Source organism: Nitrospirota bacterium, assembly GCA_040754395.1.
In the GTDB taxonomy this organism is placed as follows: domain Bacteria; phylum Nitrospirota; class Thermodesulfovibrionia; order Thermodesulfovibrionales; family SM23-35; genus JBFMCL01.
Genome location: JBFMCL010000001.1, coordinates 90,901 through 116,576, shown reverse-complemented (window position 1 = coordinate 116,576; position 25,676 = coordinate 90,901). Strand labels below are relative to the sequence as shown.

Below are 25,676 nucleotides of genomic sequence, written 5' to 3'. Positions count from 1 at the left end.
CGAACCCGATTCTATGAAAATAGGATTACAACAGCCTTTATCCATCATTTATCTTCACAATCAGCGTCTTATGGGAGGGAAGGCTCATGATATTGTTATCATGAGAACGTGTTATGCCCTTGCACGGGCTGGTCACAGGGTAAAGATCATCACCGGAAGACCCGCAGGACATGACGACATTTTTTCCTATTACGGGATAGCGCCTGTCCCTGAAATGGAAATTGTGCAGGTTCCGATGCTGAGAGGAAAGCCTTTTTCCTGGCATGCCATCTTCAATTATTTCTCTCTCCTGAAAATCCTGTCTCTCAAAAAAGGCGCGCAGGCTCCTGATATCATTTACCTGAGGGAGATCAAGCTTGCCCGTTTCCTTCTGAGATTCAAAAAACTTCTGAATTTGCCCTTTGTCATTGAAGTGCATGATATGAAGATAAAGAAATTCTATGACACCTGCCCCGAAAAGGACCCGAACGAACACTATGTATTCCGCAGGGCAGACGGCATTGTTGTCCTTCTGAATACGTTCGCGGATATCCTCAGGGAGACCTACGGGATTGAGGGGATACCGGTTGCAAAGGTTCCCCTGGCAGCCGAAAAAATCCCGTTTCGGCATGCGCAGTCTGCTCAGCGCATCATTGGTTACATCGGGCAGCTGTATCCGATGCAGGGTGCTGATATCCTCATCGAGGCACTGAGATATATACCCGAAGCGCGGCTGAGTATTATCGGCGGCGGCGAAAAGGATCTGCGCAGGCTGAGAATGCTTGCGGCCGAGATTCACGTTGCAGAAAGAGTCGATTTTCACGGCTTTGTCAGTCCGCGCATGGCAATGGAAAAAGCCATGAAGTCGGACGTGATGGTTATCTGCGCACTGGACAGGGGGAAAAGGCGGTATGCTGCGCATACAAAATTGTATGAATACATGGCAATGGGAAAACCTATCGTCGCTGTTGACCTGCCGTCGGTCCGGGAGGAAGTCACGGAAGGCAGGGATGCAATCCTTGCCAGACCGGAGGATCCCAAAGATCTTGCGGAAAAGATTTCCCTTGTGCTGGATAACCGTGCCCTTGCAGAATCTCTTGCAATCGGCGCGTATACATCAGCCGATGAATTCAGCTGGGAGAAAAGGGCAGAGAAGCTCTCTGCTTTCTTCTTGTCGGTTCATGCAGACTACCGGAAAAAATAGCGCTGCCGGCGAGATGGTAAAAATGACGCCGGGAAAAGGCGCATCACTGAGTATCCTTTTTGCAGAGAAGTGTGACAGAGATTGGCTTCAGGAGAAGATACCCTTTCTTCTCAGCCGGAAGGAGGGCATGCAGATGAAAAGTTCCCAGTTTTCGAATGTCCTGAGGTTTCAGCACCCGGAGACCGGGGAATTCTTCTATTTTAAAGAGTACCTGAACAGAGGAATAAAGGACAAACTGATGAAACTTCTGGGGGTTGCCAGGAGTCAGCGCGCATACAGGGCAGGATGGATGCTCCTCGAAAAGGGTTTTCTGACGCCTGTTCCGGTTGCCCACGGCATTGAAAAGACCTGCTGTCTTGTCCGGAGAAATTTCCTGATCACCAAGGGAGTCCCCGGAGAAAGGACATATCAGTATTTTCAGGCGCATTTCCCGCTGCCGGTCACGGCGCAGATAGTGGCGGAGAAGCGGTCCCTTCTTGAAGCCGCAGGCCATGCAATCGGACGCCTCCACGGAATGGGTATCTGTCACGGAGACCTGAGAGTCGGCAATATCATCATCAGCGGCACCGGTTCTGCGGCGGAGTTTTTCTTTATTGACAATGAAAGGACCCGGGCGTACCTGACCATTCCCGAAAGGGAAAGACTGAAGAATCTCGTGCAGCTTAATATGGTGCTCCTGCCGCATATTACGAGAACCGACAGGTTAAGGTTTTTCAATGCCTATGTCATGGAAAATCCGGGACTTCTTTCCCGCAAGAGAGGCCTGATCCATGAAATTATCCGGATGACCAGAAAACGACATGTGCGCAAGGTTCGGAGATAACCCCATGAGAGAGGGGAAATACTGCATCCTCCACCTCAGAAAAGCATTTGAGAGAAATCTCCCTGTTTTCATAAACTTTGTGCGGGGAGTGGATAACCGCCGGTTTATCCATATTGTCTGCTATCTCGGAGAAGACCACGGATATCACAATACCCTGACCGATCTCGGGTATGAGGTTATCCATCTCGGGTTCAGCAAGAAGTCTCTGGAGGTCTTTAATCCTTTTGTCATCACAAAACTTTCCGGAATCCTCAGACGAAAAAATATTGACATAATCCACTGCCAGAAACATAAACCCACCATTTACGGTTCACTGGCAGCGCTTGTTTCCGGAAATATCTCTGTAATCGCTCACGTCCATGGTCTTGCCCGGACCCGTTCATGGAAGCGAAAACTCACAAACTGGTTCCTTTTGCGCGGCGTGAAAAAAATCGTTGCCGTTTCTGAAAGCGTGCGAAAAGATGTTATCAAAAACAACTGGGGACTGGACCCGTATAAGGTGATTACGGTGAAGAACTGCATTGATCTTTCCACAATCGACAGCATACGGATCAGCAAAGGGGAATCCCGTGCACAACTCGGCCTTGCAGAGGATGAGTTTGTCTTCGGCACGGTGGGAAGGCTTGTCGCAACAAAGGGACAATCATATCTGATTGAAGCATTTGCCCTTGTGAAGGAAAGAATTCCAAACGCACGCCTTGTCATTACAGGAAACGGGCCGTTATTCGGGGAACTGCAAAAAAAGGCTGCGAATCTTGGTGTAGCTTCAAGGGTACTGTTTACAGGATACAGAAACAATGTCTTCGAGATGCTGAGAGCCTTTGACATATTCGTGCTTCCCTCTCTTGCAGAGGGGCTTTCCATCGCACTGCTTGAAGCGATGGCATCGGGGCTGCCGATCATTGCCTCTGAAGTGGGAGGGATTCCCGAAGTGTTCGGGAACTGCAAATGTGGTAAACTTGTCAAGCCGAAAGATGTCAGATCACTGGCTGCTGCAATGATCGAAATCAGTTACCTGGACAACGACCTGAAAAAAAATCTCGGGGCTAATGGACGCACAAGGATTGAAGAGGAATTCACGGCTGATGTCATGATTAAAAAACTGACCGAGCTGTATGAATCAGTACTGAATAACCGGTAAGCGGACGGATCAGGGCATGAGCGCACGAATAGTTCCATATTTCAGGACAACCGAGGTGATATGCCTGTCCGGCCTTCTGTTTCTTCTTCCTTTCAACGGCATGACCACGATAAAGGAGATTCTTTTTTTCCTTCTGGCAGGCGCGTTTATTGCAGACCGGGTCGCGAACCGCGCGAAGGGTCCCATACCCTCTTCGCCGGACAGCATGCTGCATGCGTTGATGGCGGTCTCTTTCTGCTGGGCGCTCTTCGGACTGGTGCAGGCAATAGACCCGGCATACAGCCTGGAGGAAGTCCTGACCAAAATGTCCAAACAGTACCTTCTCTATTTTTTTGCATACTACAGCCTGAGGGAATTTCTCCCGGGGAAAGTGAAAGGTCTGCTCTATCCCATGATTTTTTCTGCTGTGCTCATGTCTCTGTATGCATGCTATCAATTTTACCTTTCGCCCGATTTCTTTGTGAACAGGGTTCACGGGTTCACCGGTGCATTCTACCGGCTGTCAACATTCCTTGTCCTTGCGCTGCCTGTGGTTACCGTGCTTGGCTTTTCTTTTGATGGCTGGCTGAGGCGCATCATTCTTTTCAGCATACCGGTCTCGTTGGCTGCCCTGTTTTTTACCTTTACGCGGGGAGCATGGATTGCGGTCATGATCGAGCTCCTGATCCTTGTATTTATCTTTTTGAAGAAGTACCGGATGCTGATCCTCGCGGCCGTCCTCACCGTATCTCTGGCGGGCGTTGTGCTGTCATACAAATCGGTTATTTCTCCGACTTTGTTCAAACGGGGAAGTGAGCAGCCGAGGATTGACGCGATCATCCGTTCTGCCGAAATAATCCGCAGCTATCCGCTGACCGGCATCGGATACGGAAAGGGAACCTTTGAGAAGTATTACCCCGGCATATATGTCAAGCATTCACATAATCTTTTTCTCAACACCGCGGTTGAGAACGGTGTGCCGGGACTGCTGCTTCTTCTCGCCATGCTTGGCATTATCATGAAAGACTTTGTCCGGGCGGTCAGGACTGAAACGATCCTGGAAAAAAGACTGATCATTTCCGGGATATTCGCTTCCTTTGCCGGTTTCCTGTGCCTGAATACTTTCGACTACATGTATCATGGATGGCCGGGACAGATGTTCTGGATGCTCATCGGCATCGGGTATGCGCTGATCCACCCGGGCTTCAGGACATACTGGGGAGAATCCTGAGGGCTTTGCCGATCTGTTCCTGCATGCAGGAGACGGTGCAGTTGACGGAAGATCGGACAAAAGGGAGACGAGGAAAGACCGGGTGTGCAATATCCCGTGCTTCACATGGTCTCATCAATAAAACCTCTGGGGTCAGCCCTTGAATCGTGGCGTGCCCAGCGAAGGGTAGCGCGCTCTAACGGGTGAGAGTCCCGTCATGGCAAAAGCCGGAGGCCATGTAGCTTGGATGGCAGGGGGTGATGGAAACGTTGTCGTCTGAAGCCCATCGACAAAGTTCCGTATAGCGGGATGAGCAAATATCCGGGTCGTAACTAACGTGAACGTAGATGTAGCCTCGTAAAAGACGAGTACCACTGGCCGAACCTGTCAATAATTGGTGAAGGCAACATTCTTTTACCTACAACAGCTATCAGGTAAAAGAACGGTGGCGGGGTATCAGCGGCGACACGGATAGAAAGAAGCGCTGTCAACTGGGGAAACCCTCCTCGTCCCTGACAGAAATATCGGGAGCAAGAGTAGGCGCTATAAGTTGCACGACGAAGTGTGCCGACAGACGAGAGGGTGACGGATGAGTCCGTAGGAGCGACGATGGCAAGGACAACACAACCTTGTCGGAGCAAAGGGGCTCTGCTGTATCTTAAATCTTTCAACATAGGTAAGGCAGGGAAGAATGACAAAGGCTTCCATGGGACTGCAGGAACTGAGAAGAAAGATATACAGGAAGGCGAAGACCGAGAAGCACTGGAGGTTTTGGGGACTTTACTGTCATATCTGCAAGCAAGAAATCCTTGAAGAATCCTATCGGCTGGCAAAGGCCAACGATGGAGCGCCCGGAATCGATGGAAAGAGTTTTGCAGATATCGAAGCAGAGGGCGTTGAAGGATTTTTGGAAGGGATAAGACAGGAACTCCTGAACCGGACATACAGCCCGATGCCGAACAGACGGGTAGAGATCCCGAAGGGAAACGGAAAGAGCCGCACCCTCGGGATACCGACTGTAAAGGATCGTGTTGTACAAGGAGCGCTGAAGCTCATACTCAAACCGATATTTGAGGCTGACTTCAAGGATTGTTCATACGGCTACTGACCGAAGCGGCATGCACATCAGGCAATCGACAAAGTGACTGCCGGAGTACTGCATGGGCTGACAAGGGTAGTAGACGTAGACCTGAGCGGATACTTCGACAACATAAGACATCATATCTTGTTGGAGAAAGTTGCCCGCAGGGTGCAGGATGACGACATCATGCATCTTCTGAAACTCATACTCAAAGCAAATGGGAAGAAGGGAGTGCCGCAGGGTGGAATCATATCGCCATTGCTGTCGAACCTTTACCTTAACGATGTGGATGAGATGATGGAACGGGCGCGGGACGTAACCCGGCGCAAAGGGTACGACAATCTTGCTTTTATACGGAGTGCGGATGAGATGGTAATACTTGTTCACGGGCATCCTAATGAAGACCGGCTGTTGAGTACTGTACAGAGGCGGTTGAGTGAAGAACTCGATAAACTGCAAGTGCAGATGAACCAGGAAAAGACGAAAGTGGTCAACCTCAAAGAAGGAGGCTGCTTCAGCTTTCTTGGGTTCGACTTTCGGTTGAACAAGAACCGTGAAGGAAAAGTCTATGTCAGCAAGACACCCCGGAAAAAGAAGGTCAAGGAAATCGGCAAGAGAATAAAAGCGGCGCTCAAGGCAAGCTGGGCTAAACCCTTGAACGAAGTGATTAGCACTGTCAATGCAGTAATACGTGGCTGGGTGAATTATTTCAGGATGGGCAACAGCCACCGTACCTTCTGTAAAGTCAGAAACTACATAGAAAAGAGGGTGAGGAAGTTTGTCATGAGGCGGAAGAAACTGAAGGGCTTCGGCTGGCAGCGGTGGAGTAAGGAAGATATATATCAGAAATGGGGTTTGTTTTATGACTACCGGATTGAGTATATCAGCCTGAAAGCGGCTTCGGCGCGATAGGTAATATGCCTTGCTGCGAAGAGAACAGGAAAGCCGTATGAGGGAAAACCTCACGTACGGTTTGATGAGGCAGGGGATGGAAAAGTGTTATGGATAACCTAAACGGGCACGAAACTGGAAACGGCGGACACGGCCAAGGCGCATCCTAAAGCAACTCGCCATTCCTTGACCCTACATGAATATGACGATAGGTTCTTATAATTGACCTCATGGCAAGACCCCTGAGGATAGAGTATGAAGGCGCGGCATATCACATCATATCGCGGGGCAACAGGGGAGAACACATCTTCGCAGAGGATCAGGACAAAGAATACTTCCTCGAAACACTGTAAATCGCAGTCAAGAAATACAGGATAGACCTCTATGCCTACTGCATCATGGGAAACCATTACCATCTGCTTCTGACAACGCCATATGGAGCACTTAAAAAGTGTGGTGGCGGTGCAGGGATTTGAACCCCGGACACTGCGGATATGAGCCGCATGCTCTAACCAACTGAGCTACACCGCCTTTGAACGGACAAAAGGACAGAAATAACCGCAAGGCAGATAAAAATTATAACAAAAGGAAACTCTTTAATGGAAGAGTTCAAAGCGGCGGGTTCTGATGTTGATAAGAATGCCTGCCGCCAGCATGTTCGAAAGGAGCGCGGTTCCTCCGTAGCTCATGAACGGCAGCGGAACTCCGACAACCGGCATCAGCCCGAGTGTCATTCCCACGTTGACCGAAAAGTAGATGAGGAACATTGAGGTGATGCCGATGGCGAGAAGCCGGCCGAAATCATCTTTTGCCTTCCTTGCGGTATCAAGGCCCCTCAGGATCAAAACGAGATAGAAGAAGAAAAGGAGCACGCTTCCGAAGAACCCCCATTCTTCGGCAAAGACTGCGAAGATGAAGTCCGTATGTTTTTCAGGCAGGAACCTGAACGGTCCCTGTGTCCCCTGCAGGTAGCCCTTTCCGACAAGCTTGCCTGATCCGACCGTGATCTTCGACTGATTCAGGTGGTAGCCGATGCCGGTCGGGTCCACCTCAGGTTCGATAAAGGCGACAATTCTGCTTTTCTGGTAGTCCTTGAGCCCTCCCCAGAATATGTTCCCGAGAAACGGCAGGGATATGAGCCCTATCAGGACCAAAAGTATTATCACCTTTTTCGAGAGACCGCGGGCGATGATGAGTGAAGTAAAGATGGCAAGAACAATCAGCGCGGTACCGAGATCAGGCTGTTTCACAAGGAGAATGAAAGGAAACAGGGTGATGACAAAAAATATCCTCAGGAGTGAGAGCGCATCGATAGGGTTTCTGACTGTGCTGAGGTACTGCGAGAGCATGACGATATACACCAGCTTGAAGAATTCTGAAGGCTGGAAAGAGACGGGGCCAAGACTCAGCCATCGCTGGGCTCCCATGCCTGTCCTTCCGAAGATAAAGACTGCGAGTAAAAGGATAACCCCCATGATATAGAAGGGAAGGGAGAATCTACTGAACCAGATATAATCAATGCTCGTAATGAAGAACAGGGCGACGATTCCGAGGACGAGCCATGAAATCTGCTTCAGATAGAAAACCGGATGCTCTCCTTCTGCGAGGGGGCGTGTTGCGCTGTAGATGGTCATGATCCCTATGAGGGCTATGAGGATCGTGACCGCGAGGGTGATCCAGTCAAAATTCTGAATGAGCCTGCGGTCTATTTTCAGCATACATTCATTCGGCACCCTGGTTCAGGAAAGGCCCTGTGCACAAAAAATATGGACGGATATCACATGCATCAGCCTTTGCCTGTACCGGGTCTTTTAGGGAGGACACTTTGCGCAGACAGACGTAAAGAGCGATGTGGAGAGGTAACGGTCGCCTCTGTCAGGAAGGAGGACGACGATGACTCCTTCCCTAATCTCACTGGATTTCCTGAGGGCAATGTGCATTGCCGCGCCGCTTGACATGCCTGCAAATATCCCCTCTTTCACTGCGAGCATTCTCGTGGTGTCAAATGCTTCTTCATCGTTGACGAAATATTTCTCGTCAAGCTGTGCGGGATCGAATATCTTCGGCCTGATCGATTCCGTCATATTCTTCAGCCCCTGTATCCTGTGATGCAGAATGGGTTCGACGCCGATTATCCGGATATCCTCGCGGTATTCCTTGAGCCTTCTGCTCACTCCCATCAGCGTTCCTGTAGTTCCCATTCCGGCAACAAAGTGGGTAATTTCTCCGCCGGTCTGTTCGTAGATTTCCCTGCCGGTGGTTTCGTAATGAGCCATGATATTGGCTTCGTTGTCGAACTGGTTTGGCATGAAATACCGGTCAGGAGCCTCGGCCAGTATCTTGTGCGCCAGCCGTATCGCGCCGTCCGTAGCCTCGTCAGGCGGGCTCAGAATCAGTTCTGCACCGAATGCTTCGAGTATCCGCCTCCTCTCGATGCTGACACATGCAGGCATGGTGAGCTTCACACGGTACCTTTTGGCTGAGGCAACCATGGCGAGCCCGATCCCTGTATTCCCAGAGGTCGCCTCGAGTATTATTTTATCCCTCGTGAGCCTTCCGTCCTTCTCTGCAGCCTCTATCATGTAAAGGGCGATACGGTCTTTCACAGAGCCTCCGGGGTTGTTTCCTTCGAGTTTTGCGTAGAGTTTTACCTTGGGGTTAGGATTTGTCTCTATTGAGGAGATCGGTGTATTTCCGATGCACTGTAATATTCCCATTGGGTATTATAATTTATCTCTGTATTGAATGGTCAAGGGAACGGAGTGATTTCATGTATTCCTCGATCGCAATGCGTGCGATGGGTGCAGCAGCGGCGCCGCCATGCCCTCCATGCTCTACGAGCACAGCCATGGCGACCTCCGGGCTATCCACGGGTGCAAAGGCGACAAACCAGGCATGGTCTCTGAACCGTTCGCCGGCATATTGCTTTCCCCCTCTCATCGCTACCACCTGTGCGGTGCCGGTCTTCCCTGCCGTGTCGGTGATCTCGGATTTTGCAGCCCACCCCGTTCCTGACGGCTCGTTCACCACACCGGAAAGCCCTTTTATTACTGATTCAAGATGGTGTTTCGAGATGCTGAAGTTTTGCAGGATTACCGGCCGGGCGTCTTTTATGAGAGCCGGTTTGTAGAGCATTCCCCCGTTTGCGACGGCACCTGTCATCATTGCGAGCTGGATCGGGGTGACCGACACATATCCCTGACCGATTGCTGCGATGAAGGTCTCACCGAGAAACCAGGGGGTCTTTTTGTGTTCGAGTTTCCACGCGGTGTCCGGTATCAGCCCGCTCTTTTCCAGGCCGAGCTCGATGCCTGACTTTTTCCCAAGGCCGAGGTTTACCGCGTAATCGTGAATCCTGTCTATCCCGAGACGCTTGCCGACCTCATAAAAATATACATCACACGATTCGACAATAGCCCTGTGGAGAGAAACCACTCCGTGGCCCTGCCTCCGCCAGCAGCCGAAACGCCATTTGCCGAAAGAAACGCTCCCCCTGCAGTCCACTTTCGTGTCGGGAGTGATGACCCCCTCCTCCAGCCCTGCGATTGCCGTAACGATTTTAAATGTCGAGCCGGGAGGGTACTGGCTCTGGAGAGCCCTGTTGAGAAGCGGAAATTTCTTGTCGGTTGCCAGAGCGGTCCAGTCCTCCTGGCGTATCCCCCGCGTGAAAAGGTTCGGGTCGAATGAAGGTTTGCTGACCAGTCCGAGTATCTCTCCGGTATCGGGCTGAATGGCTACAAGTGCGCCTGCCCTGTCCCCGAATGCTTTTTCAGCGCCCTTCTGTAGATTGATATCGATGCTGAGGGTGATATCATTCCCTTTTTCCGGCGGGTCCTCCTCAAGCAGCCGTATTTCCCTGCCGAGTGCATTCACCTCGATTATCCTTCTGCCGGGAGCCCCCCTGAGGACACTGTCAAAAAGCTTTTCGATGCCCCATTGCCCTATGAACATATCAGGGGGGATATTCCTGTATGACGGATCTTTTGCCTGTGAAGGACTTATTTTCCCCAGATATCCCATGAGATGTGCACCGACATTTCCGAACATGTATTCCCTGTTGACCTGCACTTCTATGAAAAGACCGGGGAAGTCTGAACGTCTCGCTTCGATAAATGCGATTTCGCGGACGGACAGCTCCTCTTTTAATCGTATCGGGACAAACGGGCTCGCTTCCATTCTGTCCAGCTTGTCTGTGATCTCCGCGGCCGGGATCGCAATGACCGCTGCCAGCTGGTCAATCCTGTTTCTGTCAAACTGGTCCGGGATTATTGATGCGAAATAGTATGGGGCATTTTTCACGAGCGGTATCCCATTCCTGTCGAAGATGATGCCGCGGGGGGCAGGTACGCTTATGATCCGCAGCCTGTTGGCTTCTGAAAGCTTTCTGTACTCGTCTCCCTGCAGTATCTGCAGTTGCCACAACCTCATCACGAGCAGAAGAAAGGCTATGATCACGAGATAGCTGATAAGCGATATTTTTTCAGAGCCGTTCTTCATGCAGTGGTTCCCTCATTCTTTTTTTGCCGGTTTTATCAGGAGCCCGAATAAGGCATTCATGATTGCCTGTATGAGGAAGATGAATACCGCGGAGCCCGGCGTGCCCGGCATTCTCTCGAATATGCTTCTTGATGCAAACACAAGGAAACTGTCAATCAGGGTAAATGCCATGATACTGATGATTCCGAGCAAAGGAGTCCAGATGAAATATCTGCTGTACATGAGAGAGGAAAAATATCCCACCAGCCCTTTGCTCAGGAGATTCAGCCCGAGAAACGCGCCGGAAAGACTGTCCTCGATAATGCCGATGAGCGCGCCAATCAGCAATCCCCTGACCTCTCCCTTCCTGATCCCCGCATAAAACGCCAGAATGACCGTGAGATTCGGGGTGACATCAAACAGCGAAAAGCTGGCCTGCAGGATGAACGTGAGAAATATTATGACTGCCCAGATAAAGTAGGTCATTCCTTTTTTATTATTGCAACGACCTCAATTTTGTTGCTGTCTGCAAAAGGGAGAACCTCGATGTCCTGAAAAAACCCGACCCCTTTTTTGTTGACCTTCGTCACATATCCGATCGGAATTCCCGGCGGAAACAGCATGTCGAGTCCTGATGTGATGACTGCAGATCCTATCTTGACCTCGTCTTCAAAGGGGAGGTATTTCAGCCGGCATTTTCTGAACCCTGTCCCTGAAACGACTCCTTCGGCCCGGCTTTCCTGGAGCCTTGCCGATACGGAAAAGTTGATGTCGCTCAGGAGCAGGAGATAGGAATAGGAACCGGAAACTCCCGCGATCTTTCCCACCAGGCCTTTTTCCGTCACGACGGACATGTCTTTTTTCACGCCGTCCGCACTCCCTTTGTCGAGCACGAGCGTATTGGACCACTGGTCGGTATTCCTTGAGATGACCCGTGCGCCCGTAACGTATTTCGGCTCTTTTTCCCGGAGCGCGAGAATCTCCCTGAGCCTCTGGTTTTCAGAAAGGGCCTCCAGGCATTTCTGCTGTTTCTGCATCAGCAGAGAGATTTCCTGTTTCAGGCGAGCATTCTCCTGTTCCCTCAGCAGCATTTTTCTGAAGGGAGAGGAAATAAACTCCTTTACCGCATGTTTTGCATCATGGACTTTGTTGAAAACTCCGTTCAGGAATTTGAAAGGGAGGAAATGCTGCCTGTTGCTCTGGTAGGTCATCACGCTGAGAGACAGGATGACAAACAGAAAAAGCAGAAGCCTCTTTTTAGGCATTATAGATTAATAGCTACTCTTTTCAGCAAATCAATTTCATCAAGCATTTTGCCTACACCCCGGACAATTGCCGTGAGGGGGTCTTCGGCTACCAATACCGGCAGCCCGGTCTCCTCACGGATGAGCAGGTCCAGTCCCCTGAGCAGGGCTCCACCGCCTGCGAGGATGATTCCTCTGTCAACAATATCTGACGCAAGTTCGGGAGGGGTATTCTCAAGGATTACCTTTATGGTGTCGAGGATAACATTCACAGGCTCTGCGAGCGCCTCGCGTATCTCTGTTTCATTGATCGTGAGGGTCTTGGGAATCCCCGAAATGAGGTCCCTCCCCTTTACTTCCATGGTCCTTGCATCGCTGCCTTCTGTGGGATAGGCAGACCCGATGGTAATCTTTATCTGTTCAGCAGTCATGTCTCCGATCATGAGATTGTATCTCCGCTTGATGAATGCCATGATTGCATCATCCATCTTGTCGCCGCCGACCCTCACCGCCTTGCTGTAGACGACTCCGTCAAGGGAAATGACGGCAACGTCTGTCGTACCGCCTCCGATATCAACGATCATGTTTCCTGAAGGTTCGCCGACAGGGAGCCCGACACCGATGGCTGCAGCCATGGGCTCGCCTATCAGATATACCTCTCTTGCGCCTGATACCTGGGCAGCATCCTTGACCGCGCGCTGCTCAACCTGTGTGATGCCTGAAGGTACCCCGATGATGACCCTCGGTGAGACAAAGCTCCTTCTGTTGTGGACTTTTGTGATGAAATACTTGAGCATTTCGCCTGTCGCGTCGAAATCCGCAATGACCCCGTCTTTCATGGGGCGTATCGCAATAATGTTTGCGGGGGTTTTCCCGAGCATCCGTTTTGCTTCCGCACCCACCGCAACAGGCTTCTTGTCGTTTCTTCTGAGGACGACAACAGAAGGCTCATTGCAGACGATGCCTTTCCCTTTGAGATACACAAGGGTGTTTGCAGTGCCGAGATCTATGGCAAGATCGTTCGAGAACAATCCGAGTATTTTGTGGAAAAACATCATCCCTCCTGTGTTGTCTGGGGGGGGTCGATTACGGCCGTTTTTGCGATTTCGTCACCGAGACGCATTCCGTTTCTGCTCCCCAGCAATATGATAAATTCAAGGGCACAGACAATCGCAACGAATATCCACCCGAACCAGAGGAATCTGTAGAGAAGAAATCCGATAGCGAATATGCTGTTTCTGAGTATGGAGTCCCTGAAAGGACAGGGTTTCATGGTATCTGCTGAAACAACCTGAATACCTATCAGTTTTTTCCCCAGGCTCCTTCCGTCAAACAGGCCGTCACCTATCAAGAGATAGGCAAGCCCTGCAAAAAAACCGGCCTTTGGAATTATCTCTATAACTGCAGCAATGAGTATAAAATCGAGGATTTTGGCGATGGTCCTGTGAAGCAACCCTGCCCTTTTCAATTCCTCAGACATCCAAAAATCTTAACAGAGATCTGAAGGATTTTTCAAGGGTCCGCACGATGAACATAAAGAAAAACAGGGAATGAAATAAAGAAAATTCACCTCAGGACCTTTCCATCGGCTATTCGATTACCCACACCGTACAGTCCTTTGCGGTATGGAGAATTTTACTGGACGTGCTTCCGAACATGAATTCCTCTTTCCTTGATATCCCCCGGCGACCGATGACGACTGTGCCGCACGCAAGTTTTTTGCGTTCATCGAGGATACATTCTGCCAGTGACGTGCATTCCCTCATTACGAGATGTGACGTGACGTCTTCTTCCCGGAAGTCGGCCTGAATGAAGATTTGACGATACTCTTCGAGAATGCGCGTTGCGGTGTCATTCTGATTCTCGATCCAGTCTGTTTTTTCGCGTTCAGAGACGAAATAATCTTCCGGGGGCTGCGGAATGATGGTCGTGATGGTAATATGAAAGCCCGGCAGCCCGTCGAGGAGATCCTTCACATAGGAAACCGCGCGTCTCGCGTTCTCGGATGCATCGACGGCGATAAGGATATTCCTGTGCTTTTTTACGTCTGTATTCATGCAGTTACCCTCCAGATAGTGCAATCATGTATGGTGAAGACTTTCCCGTGCTTCCTGCAGGTCGTGCAGGAACTGGTCAGCAGTATCATAATAGATGTTTGCGCCCACGGAAAAATGAAGGAGTACAAAGTTAAGCGCTTCCGGTATGTACGGATACACCTTCTGCAGATTCACCACCCTGTTATTGAATATAATATTTATGTCGTTTCGCGTAATACGGGCACAGGCAGGCGATGCCTGCTCCCTGAGATTCTGGATAGTTACATCTCCGCGCCCTGCCAGATATGCGAGAATGTTTCCCAGCCCGAAGAGGTCGTAGCCGAACATGTTTTCCTTGTGGAGATAGTTGAAGTCGAAATCAATCCAGCGCGCAAGTCCTGACGCTTCGTCTTTAAGGATGTGGTCCCGTCTGATATCTCCGTGCTTTTCCCCGTGGCTGTGGATGAACTGTATCGCCTTCACAAGGTCGATGAATTCGTCGATTACGCGAGGCAAATGAGTATGGAAATACTCCTCATGGTCTTTGCCCAGGGAGAGCACATGGTCGGCCAGTGTCCTGCCCCTGATAAATTCAATTACCCGTATGGTATTGTCTGAAGCATCGCGTATCGAAAATCCGTGCATGAACCTGGGGTGGTCTCGGGTGAGATCAAGGATCCGGGCCTCTTTTTTGGGGCTTCTGTAGCAATCAAAGACGATTTCACCGACCTTTGCCTTGAACCGTTCATGAAACACGAGTTTGATGATCCTGACACTGCCGTCCGAAAGATCCCGTGCCCGCTTGACCCAGTATTTTTGCTGTTCGTCAATACCGAAGCGGCCCTCCCTTTCATTGTTGCGGATCAGATAGGGTCTCCCCCCGAGGATTACTACGTCGTCGTAATCGACCCGGTAAAAGTCGGTCGTGTCAGTAATAATATTCAAACGTTTCGGAACCCGGTCTTCGCCTACCCACCTGGCGATACGTGCGCTGAGTTCCTCGTGGCTGAACTGCTGATGTTCTGCGCGCAGGATTTCATGCATATGCTTTTTTACCACATTTTGCGGCTGTGTGCAAGACCGGGGTTTTTACGGGCGTGTTGCGTTGCCAAATATATTTATGGTATAAAATCGCATCCGCAGGGAAATTTTTTCACTTCACCCGGACTCTTAATTAAGGAACAAGAATGGAATTAGTGCTTGCAACGAGAAACAGGAAGAAGATCGATGAGATAGTGCGAATTACCCATAACCTGGGGGTCAGGGTTCTTACCCTTGATGATTTCCCGGGATGCCCGGAAGTGGAGGAAGACGGGACAACATTTGAAGAAAATGCAACAAAAAAGGCGGTGACGGTAGCGCAATTTACCGGAATAGCGTCACTTGCGGATGATTCAGGTCTTGAGGTGGAAGCGCTGAACGGAGCTCCCGGCGTACTTTCAGCCAGGTATGCGGGCGAAGAGGCAGATGACAGGAAGAACGTCGAAGCACTGCTCAGGGAAATGCAATCCCTCACCAACAGAAAAGCGCGGTTTGTCTGCTGTATGGCCCTTGCATATCCAGGTGGTGCTATAAGAATTTTTAATGGATACGCTGAAGGTACCATAGGGACAGAGCCGAGAGGGAGCAATGGATTCGGATATGATCCTGTATTTTATCCCGCAGGGTACACAATAACTTTTGCCGAAATGAGTGGCCGTGAAAAAGACTCTCTCAGCCACAGGGGAATGGCGCTCGAAAAGCTTAGTCAGCATATTAACCATATGCTTAAAATGAAATAGTTCTAATTTTATTTTATCTTGTATTTATAATTTGAACGATAAGTAATTCTTATCTTTCTATCAGAAATATGAATTTGACTTAAAACATGCTGCAGAATATAGTTATATGTCTATTTTTTGTGTATTATACGCTCTGCCACGCATTTTTTATTTTGTACAAAGCTCATATTTCTTTATAATTTTGTATTGTTTTCAATCAGTTAAGCTAATTTAGCCGTTTTTGTAAAAAGTCATTCAAAAACATGGGGGTAGAATTATGAGAATCGTATTGCTTGGTGCACCGGGAGCTGGCAAAGGAACTCAGGCGAAGAAACTGATCGAAAAATATGGCATGCCGCAGATTTCCACGGGAGATCTTTTACGGGCCGCAGTTGCTGCGGGAACTCCCCTTGGCAAAGAGGCAAAATCATATATGGATAAAGGAGAGCTTGTGCCCGACAGCGTCGTTCTCGGCATGGTTGAAGAGAGGCTGAAGCAGGATGACTGCAAAAAAGGATATATCCTTGACGGGTTTCCGAGAAATACCGCGCAGGCAGAGGCACTTGATAAAATGCTTGCGTCACTGAACATGTCATTGACCGCCGCGCTCAGCGTCGATGTGCCTTTTGACGATCTTATGAAAAGGCTGACCGGCAGACGGACATGCAAGTCATGTGGCCAGATGTACAATGTATATTTCAAGGCTCCTGCAAAGGAAGGAGTCTGCGACAAGTGCAGCGGTGAACTGTTCCAGAGGGATGACGATAAGGAAGCAACGATCAAGAAAAGGCTTGAAGTATACAGTGCGCAGACGGAACCGCTCATCGGGTATTACAAAAATAAAGGCATTCTGAAATCGGTCAGCGGAACCGGTAGTATCGATGACATATTCAAGAAAGTTACCGAGACGTTAGGTCTATAACAGAAATTTCAAGCTTTGTCTTGAAAGAATAAATCAAGGAGGATATGAAATGGCATTAGTTAATCCGCATGGAAAAGAGAAAAAACTGAAACCCCTTTTACTCGAAGGGGCGGAACTGGACGCAGAGAAGAAAAAGGCCGAGGGACTGAAGAAGATCAGCATTACATCCCGCGAGGCGGGTGACCTCATTATGATGGGCCTTGGTGGTTTCACTCCGCTCTTGGGCTTTATGAGCGAGGCAGACTGGAAAAGCGTTTGCTCGGACTTCAAAATGGCGGACGGTACTTTCTGGCCGATCCCGATTACATTATCGGCATCCAAGGCAGACGCTGACGGGATTAAAGCCGGTGACGAAATCGCGCTCTGGTCCGATGAGTTTGAGAAGTTCATGGCTACGATGAAGGTGACCGAGAAATATGCTATCGACAAGAATTTTGAGTGCAAGAATATCTACACCACAACTGATATGGAACACCCGGGTGTCAAGATGGTTATGGAACAGGCAGATGTTAACCTGGCGGGTACCGTTAAAGTCCTTAGCCAGGGAGGTTTCCCGGCTCAATATCCCGGACTCTTCTTAACCCCTGCCCAGACCAGGAAGATGTTTGATGAAAAAGGGTGGAGCACTGTAGCAGCCCTCCAGCTCAGAAACCCCATGCACCGTTCCCATGAATTCCTTGCCAAAATTGCAATTGAGATCTGTGACGGTGTGCTCATCCATCAGCTCCTTGGGAAACTCAAGCCGGGTGATATCCCTGCAGATGTCAGGGTTAAAGCGATTGATAAACTTGTCGAGCTTTATTTTGTCCCGAATACCTGCATTCAGGCCGGCTATCCGCTTGATATGAGATATGCAGGCCCCCGTGAAGCGCTTCTTCACGCAACGTTCAGGCAGAACTATGGCTGCAGCCACCTGATCGTGGGTCGTGACCATGCGGGTGTGGGCGAATATTACGGCCCGTTTGATGCACAGAAGATTTTTGATCAGATTCCTGCCGGTTCTCTCGAGACCAAGCCTCTGAAGATCGACTGGACATTCTACTGCAAGAAGTGCGACGGTATGGCATCAATGAAGACATGCCCGCACGGCAAAGACGACAGGGTGCTCCTCAGCGGTACAATGCTCAGAAAGATGCTCTCCGAGGGCCAGTCGGTATCATCGCAGTTCAGCCGTCCGGAAGTCGCCGCCATTCTTCAGGAGTACTATCAGGGCCTGACCGAGAAGGTAGAGATCAAACTGCACAAATATGCGGAAGGCGAAAAGAAATAATGTGAACCAGCCGGAGGTGTGATAAGGCCAAGCTTTATCAGCCTCCTGCTCATTATATTGTCATAAGGAAAGGAGGTGGAACACGAGGTTTTGCAGCATGAGAGCGGTAAATGATGTCTATAGGTTGTGTTTTTAAACATATTACCCAAAAGGAGGTGTTGTTATATGCCAAGTTTTGTAATTACTGAAAAGTGTGATGGTTGTAAGGCAGGGGATAAGACCGCTTGCCAGTACATCTGTCCTCACGATCTCATGATCCTTGATAGGGACAAGATGAAGGCTTTCAATCAGGAGCCTGAGCAGTGCTGGGAGTGCTTCAACTGCGTAAAAATCTGCCCTCAGCAGGCCGTGGAAGTGAGAGGTTACTCAGACTTTGTTCCCCTCGGATCCCAGACCGTTCCGATGAGAGGCACCGATTCCATTATGTGGACGATCAAATTCAGAAGCGGGCTTACCAAGAGATTCAAGTTCCCGATCAGAACCACGGTTGAAGGTTCAGTCGATCCGTATGCCGGAAAACCCGAGCCTGATTTCGCAACCATTAAGCAGCCTGGCTTATTTACCAAGCCTGCAAGAACTGAATAATTAAGGAGGTGAATATATAAATGGAAAAAGAAACCTGTACATTTTCATATTGTCAGAAGCCGGAAGTTACTGAAGTAGAATGCGATCTGCTCATTTTGGGCGGTGGTATGGCAGGATGCGGCGCGGCGTTTGAGGCATGCCGCTGGGCAAACGCAAAGAAACTGAACGTCGTTCTGGTCGATAAGGCTGCAACAGACAGAAGCGGCGCGGTCGCAATGGGTCTTTCAGCCATCAACACCTACGTCGGCGAGAATAAGGTTGCTGACTACGTAAAATACGTAAGAAACGACCTCATGGGCATCATCAGGGAAGACCTCGTATATGACCTCGGCAGGCACGTTGATGATTCAGTCCACCTTTTCGAAGAGTGGGGCCTCCCGATCTGGAAGAAGGGCGAGGACGGATTCTCGATGGATGGCCACGAGGCAGCGGAAAAAGGCCACGCGATGCTGAAAGACGGCGGAACACCCTGCCGTTCCGGCAAATGGCAGATCATGATCAACGGCGAATCCTACAAGGTTGTCGTTGCTGAAGCTGCAAAGAAGGCGCTTGAGTCCAACAGGGCTGCTACCGGTGTTGCAGAGAACCATTTTGAAAGGGTCTTCATTGTGAAGGCCGTTATGGATAAAAACGGCAAGAATGTTGCGGCAGCAGTCGGATTCAGTGTAAGGGAAAACAAGATCTATTCCTTCAAGGCAAAGGCGATGCTTTGCGCAACTGCCGGTGCGGTCAACTGCTTCAGGCCGAGGTCGGTTGGTGAAGGTATGGGAAGAACCTGGTACCCGGTGTTCTGCTCCGGTTCAGGATATGCGTTCGGCATGCAGGCAGGTGCAGAGATGTCCCTGATGGAAAACAGGTTCGTCCCTGCAAGGTTCAAGGACGGATACGGACCTGTCGGCGCATGGTTCCTCTTCTTCAAGGCAAAAGCAACCGACAGCTACGGTGAGGATTATTGCACCAATAAAGAGTATTTCGACGATGCAGTCGCAAGATATGGCGACTATGCAAAGAACCTCGGTACCGCCATCAGAAACCATCTGATGATGAGGGCCATGAAGGACGGCAAAGGCCCGATCCTCATGAATACCCATACCGCAATGAAAGAGTTCTCCGAGAGAATTATTGGCCAGCTCGGAGAAAAAGTCGGCGCAAAGAAGCTGAAACACCTTGAGGCAGAAGCATGGGAAGACTTCCTCGACATGGCGATCGGCCAGGCATCCCTCTGGGCGGCAAACAATGTCGAACCTGACAAGGTTCCCTCCGAGATCATGCCGACCGAGCCGTATCTCCTCGGTTCACATGCCGGCTGCGCAGGCTTCTGGGTCAGCGGACCTGGCGACCTTCCGGGAACACCCGAGCACTACACCTGGGGCTATAACAGGATGTCAACCGTGCCCGGCCTTTTCATGGCAGGCGACGTTGTCGGTGCATCAGGACACAAATTCTCCTCCGGCTCCCATGCAGAAGGCAGAATGGCAGCGAAGGCAGCAATCGCGTACATCCTCGACCATGCAGACTACAAGCCGGACCCGAAACTGTCCCTTGACGAGATCGCGGCTGAGCTCTATCTGCCGTTCGAGATCTATGAGAAATACAAAACCTACACCACCGATCCGGATATCAACCCCAACTACATCGGCCCGAAAGCGCTCCAGCTGAGGCTGATGAAGATCGCTGATGAGTACTTTGGTGGTTGTGCGACATGGTATATGACTTCAAAGACCATGCTCGAAGCCGGCCTCGAGAAGCTCGAGATGCTCAAAGAGGACTGCAACAAGATGGCAGCAGCAAATCTCCATGAGCTCCTGAGATGCTTCGAGAACTATCACAGGATCCTGTCTGTTGAGGCACATGCACGGCATATCCTCTTCAGAGAAGAGTCAAGATATCCTGGCTACTACTACAGAGGCGACTTCAACAAGATCGATGACGCCAACTGGAAGTGCTTCACAAACTCCAAATACAATGCAGAGACAAATACCTGGGAGTTCAAGAAAGTACCGTACGTACAGATGTTTCCATAATTTTGTATGGGAAGGGGAGGGCTTTGCCCTCCCCTTTTTTTTGAATTTCCCTATGCTATTTTTCTTGACAAGTATGATATAATACAGCCCGTCTGAACAGTAGGTTAAAAAGTGATGGTTAGAGCGCCATAACTATCTCTTTGTGACTTACTGCCTTAAAGGAGGGTTAATATGGCAGACAATAAAAGTGTTCTTGTAATTGGAGGAGGTATGAGCGGTCTCACTACTGCCATAGAAGTGGCGGAAGCGGGGCATGATGCTTATATCGTAGAAAAAAACCCATATCTTGGTGGCAGGGTAGCACAGATCAACAAATATTTCTGGAAACTCTGCCCCCCCAACTGCGGCCTCGAGATTCAGTTCAAGAGGATAAAAAACAATCCGCGGATCAAGTTCTACACGCTTGCGGAGGTCGCAGACATTAAGGGCGAGGAAGGCAATTTTGAGGTGGCAGTTACGCTGCATCCACGCTATGTGAACGACAAATGCGTGGGATGCGACGCCTGTGCGCAGGCGTGCCCGGCTTCCAGGAGCAATGACTTCAATTTTGGCATGAACAAGTCGAAGGCAGCGTATTTGCCTCATGATCAGGCGTTTCCGTTCAAGTATGTCATTGACGGAGCTGCCTGTTCCAAGGACTGCATGAAGCCCTGTCTTGAGGCATGTACATACAGTGCGATCGATCTTGACATGAAGCCCGAGACAGTCACTCTGAAGGTCGGCGCGGTTGTGCTGGCTACCGGCTGGAATCCCTACGACATGAGCAAATTGGACATATTGGGTGCAGGCAATGTGCAGAATGTGGTAACAAATATGATGCTTGAAAGGTTGGCCGCGATCGACGGCCCCACGCAGGGAAAGATTATCCGTCCCTCTGACGGAAAAGAAGTAAAAAACATCGCCTTTGTCCAGTGTGCAGGATCAAGGGATGAAAACCATCTTCCCTATTGTTCGTACATCTGCTGCCTTGCTTCAATAAAACATGCAATGTATGTCCGGGAACAGTATCCTGATGCAAAAGTGAAAATATTCTATATGGACATAAGAACCCCCGGCCTTTATGAGCAGCGATTCTACTGGAAAATAAAGGATGATCCGAATGTCACGTTTGTGAAAGGCAAGGTGGCGAGTATTACTGAAGAAGCAAGGTCGAAGGATGTTACCGTCGTTGTCGAAGACATATACGGCGGCGGAAAGATCAGGGAGACCTTTGATATGGTTGTCCTTGCGACGGGCATGGAAGCCACGACAAAAAGCTCGAAGGTTGGGATGAATATTTCCCATACGGTCGACGGGCTTGTCGATGACAGCGCCCTGAAGAAAGGGATATATGCGGTGGGAACCATAAAGAGCCCTGCTGATGTTGCAAGGTCAGTCCAGGATGCGACCGGTGCTGCGATGAAGAGCATCCGGAGCTTGAAATAGGAGGTAGGGATGGAAAAGAAATTCGGCGTATACATCTGTAAGGGGTGCGGGATTGGGGAATCCCTTGATATAGAGAAACTTGCCAAGGCATCGAAGCGTGGCCCTATAAAAGAGGAGCACGTGAAAGTCCATGATGTATTATGCAGTCCTGAAGGCCTCCAGGTGATAAAGAATGATATCAAGGGCGGGACGAACACCGCGATCATCGTCGCCTGTTCTCCCCGCGTCAAATATGAGGAGTTCGATTTCCCCGGATGTCTTACCGAACGTGTCAATATCCGTGAACTTGTCGCGTGGACACAGCCACCGAATGACGAGGAAACACTGGCGCTGGCAGAAGATTATATTGCCATGGGAACCGTAAGGGTACAGAAGTCAGAGTTGCCCGCGCCTGCGATCATGGAAAATCTCAGCAAAGATATCCTTGTAATCGGTGGAGGTATCTCCGGAATGACTGCGGCGCTCGAAGCGGCGGGTGCAGGATATAAGGTTTTCCTTGTGGAGAAAGAGGCAGAGCTCGGAGGGTTTGCGAGAAAGCTCTACAAAAAGATCCCGACGAGGGATTTCAAGGAACCGATCATTGTCGACACGGGCATTGAGAAGACTGTACAAGAGGTTGAAAATCACCCGAATATCAGGGTGTATAAATCATCGAAAGTCGAAAAAACCGAGGGTCAGCCCGGCTTATTCAATGTGACAATTTCAGGTGCATCAGGGACCGAAACGGTAAAGATTGGCGCTATTGTCATGGCTACCGGATGGGTTCCCTATGATGCGACCAAACTCGGTCATCTCGGGTATGGAAAATACAAGAACGTCGTAACGAATGTTGAATTCGAAGCAATCGCGAAAAAAGGACCGATTGCAAGACCTTCAGACGGCAAGGAAGTGGAGAAGGTGGCGTTCATTCAGTGCGCGGGACAGAGAGATCCTGAGCATCTGCCGTATTGTTCATCAGTATGCTGCGGAGCATCACTGAAACAGGCGCGGTATGTGCGGCAGAATCCCGATGCTCTCGCGATGATCTTCTATAAAGATATCAGAACTCCCGGAAGACTGGAGGCCTTTTACAAGGAGGCGCAGAACGACCCCGGTGTCATGCTTACCAAAGGGGAGGTGCGAGGTGTTTCCGATGCAGGAAACGGCAGCCTCTTCGTTGAAGTCGAAAATACCCTGCTCGGGGAAAAGGTGAAATTTGAGGCTGATCTTGTCGTGCTCGCGACAGGGCTTGTGCCTACGACGAAAGTGCCCCAGGAATATCTTGACGGTCTCACCCAGGCAGCGGCAAAAGGTGACGACCCGAAGAAGGAGTATATTGAGTCCACGCCAAAGCCCGAGTTTATCCTGAATCTCGCTTACAGACAGGGGCCCGAGATACCTTCTCTCGAAGGCGCCTGCGGATTTGCGGATTCCAATTTTATCTGTTTCCAGTATGAAACGAGAAGGACCGGAATTTATGCAACAGGTACGGTACGTCAGCCCATGAATATGACAGAAGCACAGGAGGACGCAGCCGGCGCAGCCTTTAAGGCCATACAGTGTATAGACCACGTTGCAAAAGGCGTTTCCGTGCATCCGCGTGCATGGGATATCACTTTCCCTGACGCTCAGCTGATCAGGTGTACCGCATGCAAGAGATGTACGGAGGAATGTCCATTTGGCGCCATTGAAGAAGATGCGAAAGGCATCCCCTTATATAATCTCAACAGATGCAGGCGGTGCGGGACATGCATGGGGGCCTGCCCTGAGAGGATTGTATCCTTCAAGGATTACAGCGTCGATATGATCGGATCGATGATTAAAGCGATTGACGTGCCTGAGGAAGATGTCTTCAGGATTGTGTGCCTGGTCTGTGAGAACGACGCATATCCTGCCCTGGATACCCTCGCCATGCATCGCAAGCAGATTGATACCAGTGTCCGGTTTATCCCGCTCAGATGTCTTGGCGGTATGAACCTGGTGTGGATTGCCGATGCCATGTCAAAAGGTATCGACGGGTTCCTTCTTTTGGGATGCAAATACGGTGAAAATTATCAGTGTCACTTTGTGAAGGGGAGCGAACTTGCCAACTACCGTTTCAGCAAGGTCGGTGAAACACTGAGTAAGCTTCAGCTTGAGGCAGAACGGGTCGAGCTTATGCAGGTCGCAATCGATGAATATCACAAACTTCCTGATATGATCAACGCCTTTGCCGCAAAGGTGAAAGAGTTCGGGCCGAATCCGTTCAAGGAATTTTAAATAGATTGTCCACGACCTTTAAGGGAGGGTGAATATGGCAGAAGAAAAAATCGAAGTAAAAACCGAGGCAGCAGCCGAGCCTCAGGCCGAGGTGACTCCGGCCCCTGAACCTTTTGTCGGAGATATCGTGAAGCCGGATTTGCAGTTTGTCAATGAAATCATCAAAGGGGGGGGGGAGTCGCTCAAGAAATGTTATCAGTGTGCGACATGCTCTGTCGTATGCAATCTGACCCCGGATGACAAGCCATTTCCGAGAAAAGAAATGATATATGCCCAGTGGGGATTGAAGGACAAGCTGTTCGGCAATCCCGATATATGGCTCTGCCATCAGTGCAGCGACTGCACTGCATATTGCCCGAGAGGCGCAAATCCGGGAGAAGTACTGAATGCGGTCAGAAAGTTGTCCATCGAGAATTATTCTGTCCCCCGTTCTCTCGGGAAAATGGTAGGGAATCCAGGTGCACTTGTTCCCCTGCTTGCTGTGCCGGTGGTGATATTTCTTCTCATTCTTTGGGGACTCGGACATCTGAATCTGGAAAGCATAAGGAATGACGCAGGACAAATTGCCTACTCATCATTGATTAAGTCGTATTACATCGATGGCGTGTTTGTCCCGATTTTCTTTTTTGCGGTTGTTTCTCTGGCAATCGGTGTTTCCCGGTACTGGAAAGATATGGTAAAAGCAACCGGACTCAAGCCGAAGGGAAGTATTGTCAGCGCGGCAACAGAGACTATCGGTGAAATTCTTACGCACAAACGGTTCGAGAAGTGCAATGTTACCAAAGACAGAAAGCTGGCGCACATGCTCGTATTGTTCAGCTTCATAGGGCTTGCGATCACGACCGCATGGGCTGTCTTTTATCTCTACGGATACGAGATAATGCATGCGATGGGAAAAACGCCTTACCCCTGGCTGCTTGGCCCGTCACCGTATCCCTTGACTGATCCGCTGAAATGGCTCGCAAACATCAGCGCGATTGCCCTGCTGGTCGGTATTGTGCTTGTTATCAAAAACAGAAAGAGCAATGAGAGCAAGGCAGGCAAAGGCGGGTATTATGACTGGCTTTTCATTTATGTAGTGTTTGCGGTTATGGCAACCGGTATCCTGTCTGAACTGGTAAGACTTGCTGATATGGCACTATTTGCGTACATCATATATTTTGCTCACCTTGTTGTGGTCTTTTTCCTATTCGCATATGCCCCTTTTTCAAAGATGGCGCATATGCTCTACAGGGCAACAGCGATGGTTTTTGCAAAAGCAACGGCAAGAGATGTCGAGGTTAAGTAATAACATGGTTTGCAAAGATACCATTATAAGGAGGGAGGTGGAAGGTAATTAAATACGTTGCCGTTTTTTTCACTTTTCACTTTTAGCTCATGAAGCAAGT

The 25,676-nt window shown here is 49.9% G+C and carries 22 protein-coding genes, 1 tRNA gene and 1 pseudogene; 14 read left to right on the top strand and 10 right to left on the bottom strand.

What is annotated here, in order from left to right; translation table 11 throughout:
• The first annotated feature begins 100 nt into the window (after nucleotides 1–100).
• The 6 genes and pseudogenes from AB1552_00535 to AB1552_00510 all read left to right on the top strand — a co-directional run bounded on the left by AB1552_00535 (nucleotide 101) and on the right by AB1552_00510 (nucleotide 6,661).
• Complete coding sequence (locus tag AB1552_00535) at nucleotides 101–1,183, top strand: glycosyltransferase (GenBank protein ID MEW6052263.1); 1,083 nt, start codon at nucleotides 101–103, stop codon at nucleotides 1,181–1,183.
• A complete protein-coding gene (locus AB1552_00530) occupies nucleotides 1,161–2,006 on the top strand; it encodes a lipopolysaccharide kinase InaA family protein (protein MEW6052262.1) in 846 nt (281 codons plus the stop codon). Before AB1552_00535 ends, AB1552_00530 begins: the two co-directional genes overlap by 23 nt.
• A 4-nt stretch (nucleotides 2,007–2,010) precedes the next feature.
• Nucleotides 2,011–3,147, top strand: a complete 1,137-nt coding sequence (locus AB1552_00525) for a glycosyltransferase (protein MEW6052261.1) — start codon at nucleotides 2,011–2,013, stop codon at nucleotides 3,145–3,147.
• 16 nt (nucleotides 3,148–3,163) lie between these two features.
• Entirely contained in the window at nucleotides 3,164–4,357 is a 1,194-nt protein-coding gene (locus tag AB1552_00520) for an O-antigen ligase family protein (GenBank protein ID MEW6052260.1), read from the top strand.
• Nucleotides 4,358–5,027: 670 nt separating this feature from the next.
• Nucleotides 5,028–6,329, top strand: a pseudogene (gene ltrA, locus AB1552_00515) (group II intron reverse transcriptase/maturase).
• 209 nt (nucleotides 6,330–6,538) lie between these two features.
• Nucleotides 6,539–6,661: a hypothetical protein gene (locus tag AB1552_00510; protein MEW6052259.1), complete on the top strand. Its 123-nt coding sequence runs from the start codon at nucleotides 6,539–6,541 to the stop codon at nucleotides 6,659–6,661.
• 101 nt (nucleotides 6,662–6,762) lie between these two features.
• Here the strand turns inward: AB1552_00510 and AB1552_00505 are convergent.
• From AB1552_00505 to AB1552_00460, 10 genes are all read right to left on the bottom strand, one after another.
• Nucleotides 6,763–6,839, bottom strand: a tRNA-Met gene (locus tag AB1552_00505).
• A 65-nt stretch (nucleotides 6,840–6,904) separates the two neighbouring features.
• Nucleotides 6,905–8,026 carry a rod shape-determining protein RodA gene (gene rodA, locus AB1552_00500; GenBank protein MEW6052258.1) on the bottom strand — a complete coding sequence of 374 codons (1,122 nt, stop codon included), beginning with the start codon at nucleotides 8,024–8,026 and terminating at the stop codon, nucleotides 6,905–6,907.
• A gap of 93 nt (nucleotides 8,027–8,119) precedes the next feature.
• Nucleotides 8,120–9,025 carry a cysteine synthase family protein gene (locus AB1552_00495; GenBank protein ID MEW6052257.1) on the bottom strand — a complete coding sequence of 302 codons (906 nt, stop codon included), beginning with the start codon at nucleotides 9,023–9,025 and terminating at the stop codon, nucleotides 8,120–8,122.
• A 13-nt stretch (nucleotides 9,026–9,038) separates the two neighbouring features.
• A complete protein-coding gene (gene mrdA / locus AB1552_00490) occupies nucleotides 9,039–10,805 on the bottom strand; it encodes a penicillin-binding protein 2 (GenBank protein ID MEW6052256.1) in 1,767 nt (588 codons plus the stop codon).
• Nucleotides 10,806–10,817: 12 nt separating this feature from the next.
• A complete protein-coding gene (gene mreD / locus AB1552_00485; protein MEW6052255.1) occupies nucleotides 10,818–11,270 on the bottom strand; it encodes a rod shape-determining protein MreD in 453 nt (150 codons plus the stop codon).
• Complete coding sequence (gene mreC, locus AB1552_00480; GenBank protein MEW6052254.1) at nucleotides 11,267–12,049, bottom strand: rod shape-determining protein MreC; 783 nt, start codon at nucleotides 12,047–12,049, stop codon at nucleotides 11,267–11,269. Before mreC ends, mreD begins: the two co-directional genes overlap by 4 nt.
• Nucleotides 12,049–13,083, bottom strand: a complete 1,035-nt coding sequence (locus tag AB1552_00475; protein ID MEW6052253.1) for a rod shape-determining protein — start codon at nucleotides 13,081–13,083, stop codon at nucleotides 12,049–12,051. Before AB1552_00475 ends, mreC begins: the two co-directional genes overlap by 1 nt.
• Nucleotides 13,083–13,508: an RDD family protein gene (locus tag AB1552_00470; protein MEW6052252.1), complete on the bottom strand. Its 426-nt coding sequence runs from the start codon at nucleotides 13,506–13,508 to the stop codon at nucleotides 13,083–13,085. The genes AB1552_00475 and AB1552_00470 overlap by 1 nt, the downstream gene beginning before the upstream one ends.
• A gap of 109 nt (nucleotides 13,509–13,617) precedes the next feature.
• Nucleotides 13,618–14,085 carry a universal stress protein gene (locus tag AB1552_00465; GenBank protein ID MEW6052251.1) on the bottom strand — a complete coding sequence of 156 codons (468 nt, stop codon included), beginning with the start codon at nucleotides 14,083–14,085 and terminating at the stop codon, nucleotides 13,618–13,620.
• A gap of 24 nt (nucleotides 14,086–14,109) precedes the next feature.
• Nucleotides 14,110–15,108 (bottom strand): hypothetical protein, encoded by a 999-nt coding sequence (locus tag AB1552_00460; protein ID MEW6052250.1) that lies wholly within the window; start codon nucleotides 15,106–15,108, stop codon nucleotides 14,110–14,112.
• A 143-nt stretch (nucleotides 15,109–15,251) separates the two neighbouring features.
• Here AB1552_00460 and AB1552_00455 point away from each other — a divergent pair, with 143 nt between their 5' ends.
• The 8 genes from AB1552_00455 to qmoC all read left to right on the top strand — a co-directional run bounded on the left by AB1552_00455 (nucleotide 15,252) and on the right by qmoC (nucleotide 25,576).
• Nucleotides 15,252–15,845, top strand: a complete 594-nt coding sequence (locus AB1552_00455) for an XTP/dITP diphosphatase (GenBank protein ID MEW6052249.1) — start codon at nucleotides 15,252–15,254, stop codon at nucleotides 15,843–15,845.
• A gap of 256 nt (nucleotides 15,846–16,101) precedes the next feature.
• Entirely contained in the window at nucleotides 16,102–16,746 is a 645-nt protein-coding gene (locus AB1552_00450) for an adenylate kinase (protein ID MEW6052248.1), read from the top strand.
• A gap of 49 nt (nucleotides 16,747–16,795) precedes the next feature.
• Nucleotides 16,796–18,016 carry a sulfate adenylyltransferase gene (gene sat / locus AB1552_00445; GenBank protein ID MEW6052247.1) on the top strand — a complete coding sequence of 407 codons (1,221 nt, stop codon included), beginning with the start codon at nucleotides 16,796–16,798 and terminating at the stop codon, nucleotides 18,014–18,016.
• A 165-nt stretch (nucleotides 18,017–18,181) separates the two neighbouring features.
• On the top strand, nucleotides 18,182–18,601 hold the full coding sequence (aprB, locus tag AB1552_00440) for an adenylyl-sulfate reductase subunit beta (protein MEW6052246.1): 420 nt from the start codon (nucleotides 18,182–18,184) through the stop codon (nucleotides 18,599–18,601).
• Between the two features lie 20 nt (nucleotides 18,602–18,621).
• Nucleotides 18,622–20,625 carry an adenylyl-sulfate reductase subunit alpha gene (gene aprA / locus AB1552_00435; GenBank protein MEW6052245.1) on the top strand — a complete coding sequence of 668 codons (2,004 nt, stop codon included), beginning with the start codon at nucleotides 18,622–18,624 and terminating at the stop codon, nucleotides 20,623–20,625.
• A 171-nt stretch (nucleotides 20,626–20,796) separates the two neighbouring features.
• Nucleotides 20,797–22,050, top strand: a complete 1,254-nt coding sequence (locus tag AB1552_00430; GenBank protein MEW6052244.1) for a CoB--CoM heterodisulfide reductase iron-sulfur subunit A family protein — start codon at nucleotides 20,797–20,799, stop codon at nucleotides 22,048–22,050.
• A gap of 9 nt (nucleotides 22,051–22,059) precedes the next feature.
• On the top strand, nucleotides 22,060–24,288 hold the full coding sequence (locus AB1552_00425; GenBank protein ID MEW6052243.1) for an FAD-dependent oxidoreductase: 2,229 nt from the start codon (nucleotides 22,060–22,062) through the stop codon (nucleotides 24,286–24,288).
• Nucleotides 24,289–24,322: 34 nt separating this feature from the next.
• On the top strand, nucleotides 24,323–25,576 hold the full coding sequence (gene qmoC / locus AB1552_00420) for a quinone-interacting membrane-bound oxidoreductase complex subunit QmoC (protein MEW6052242.1): 1,254 nt from the start codon (nucleotides 24,323–24,325) through the stop codon (nucleotides 25,574–25,576).
• Nucleotides 25,577–25,676 lie beyond the last annotated feature (100 nt).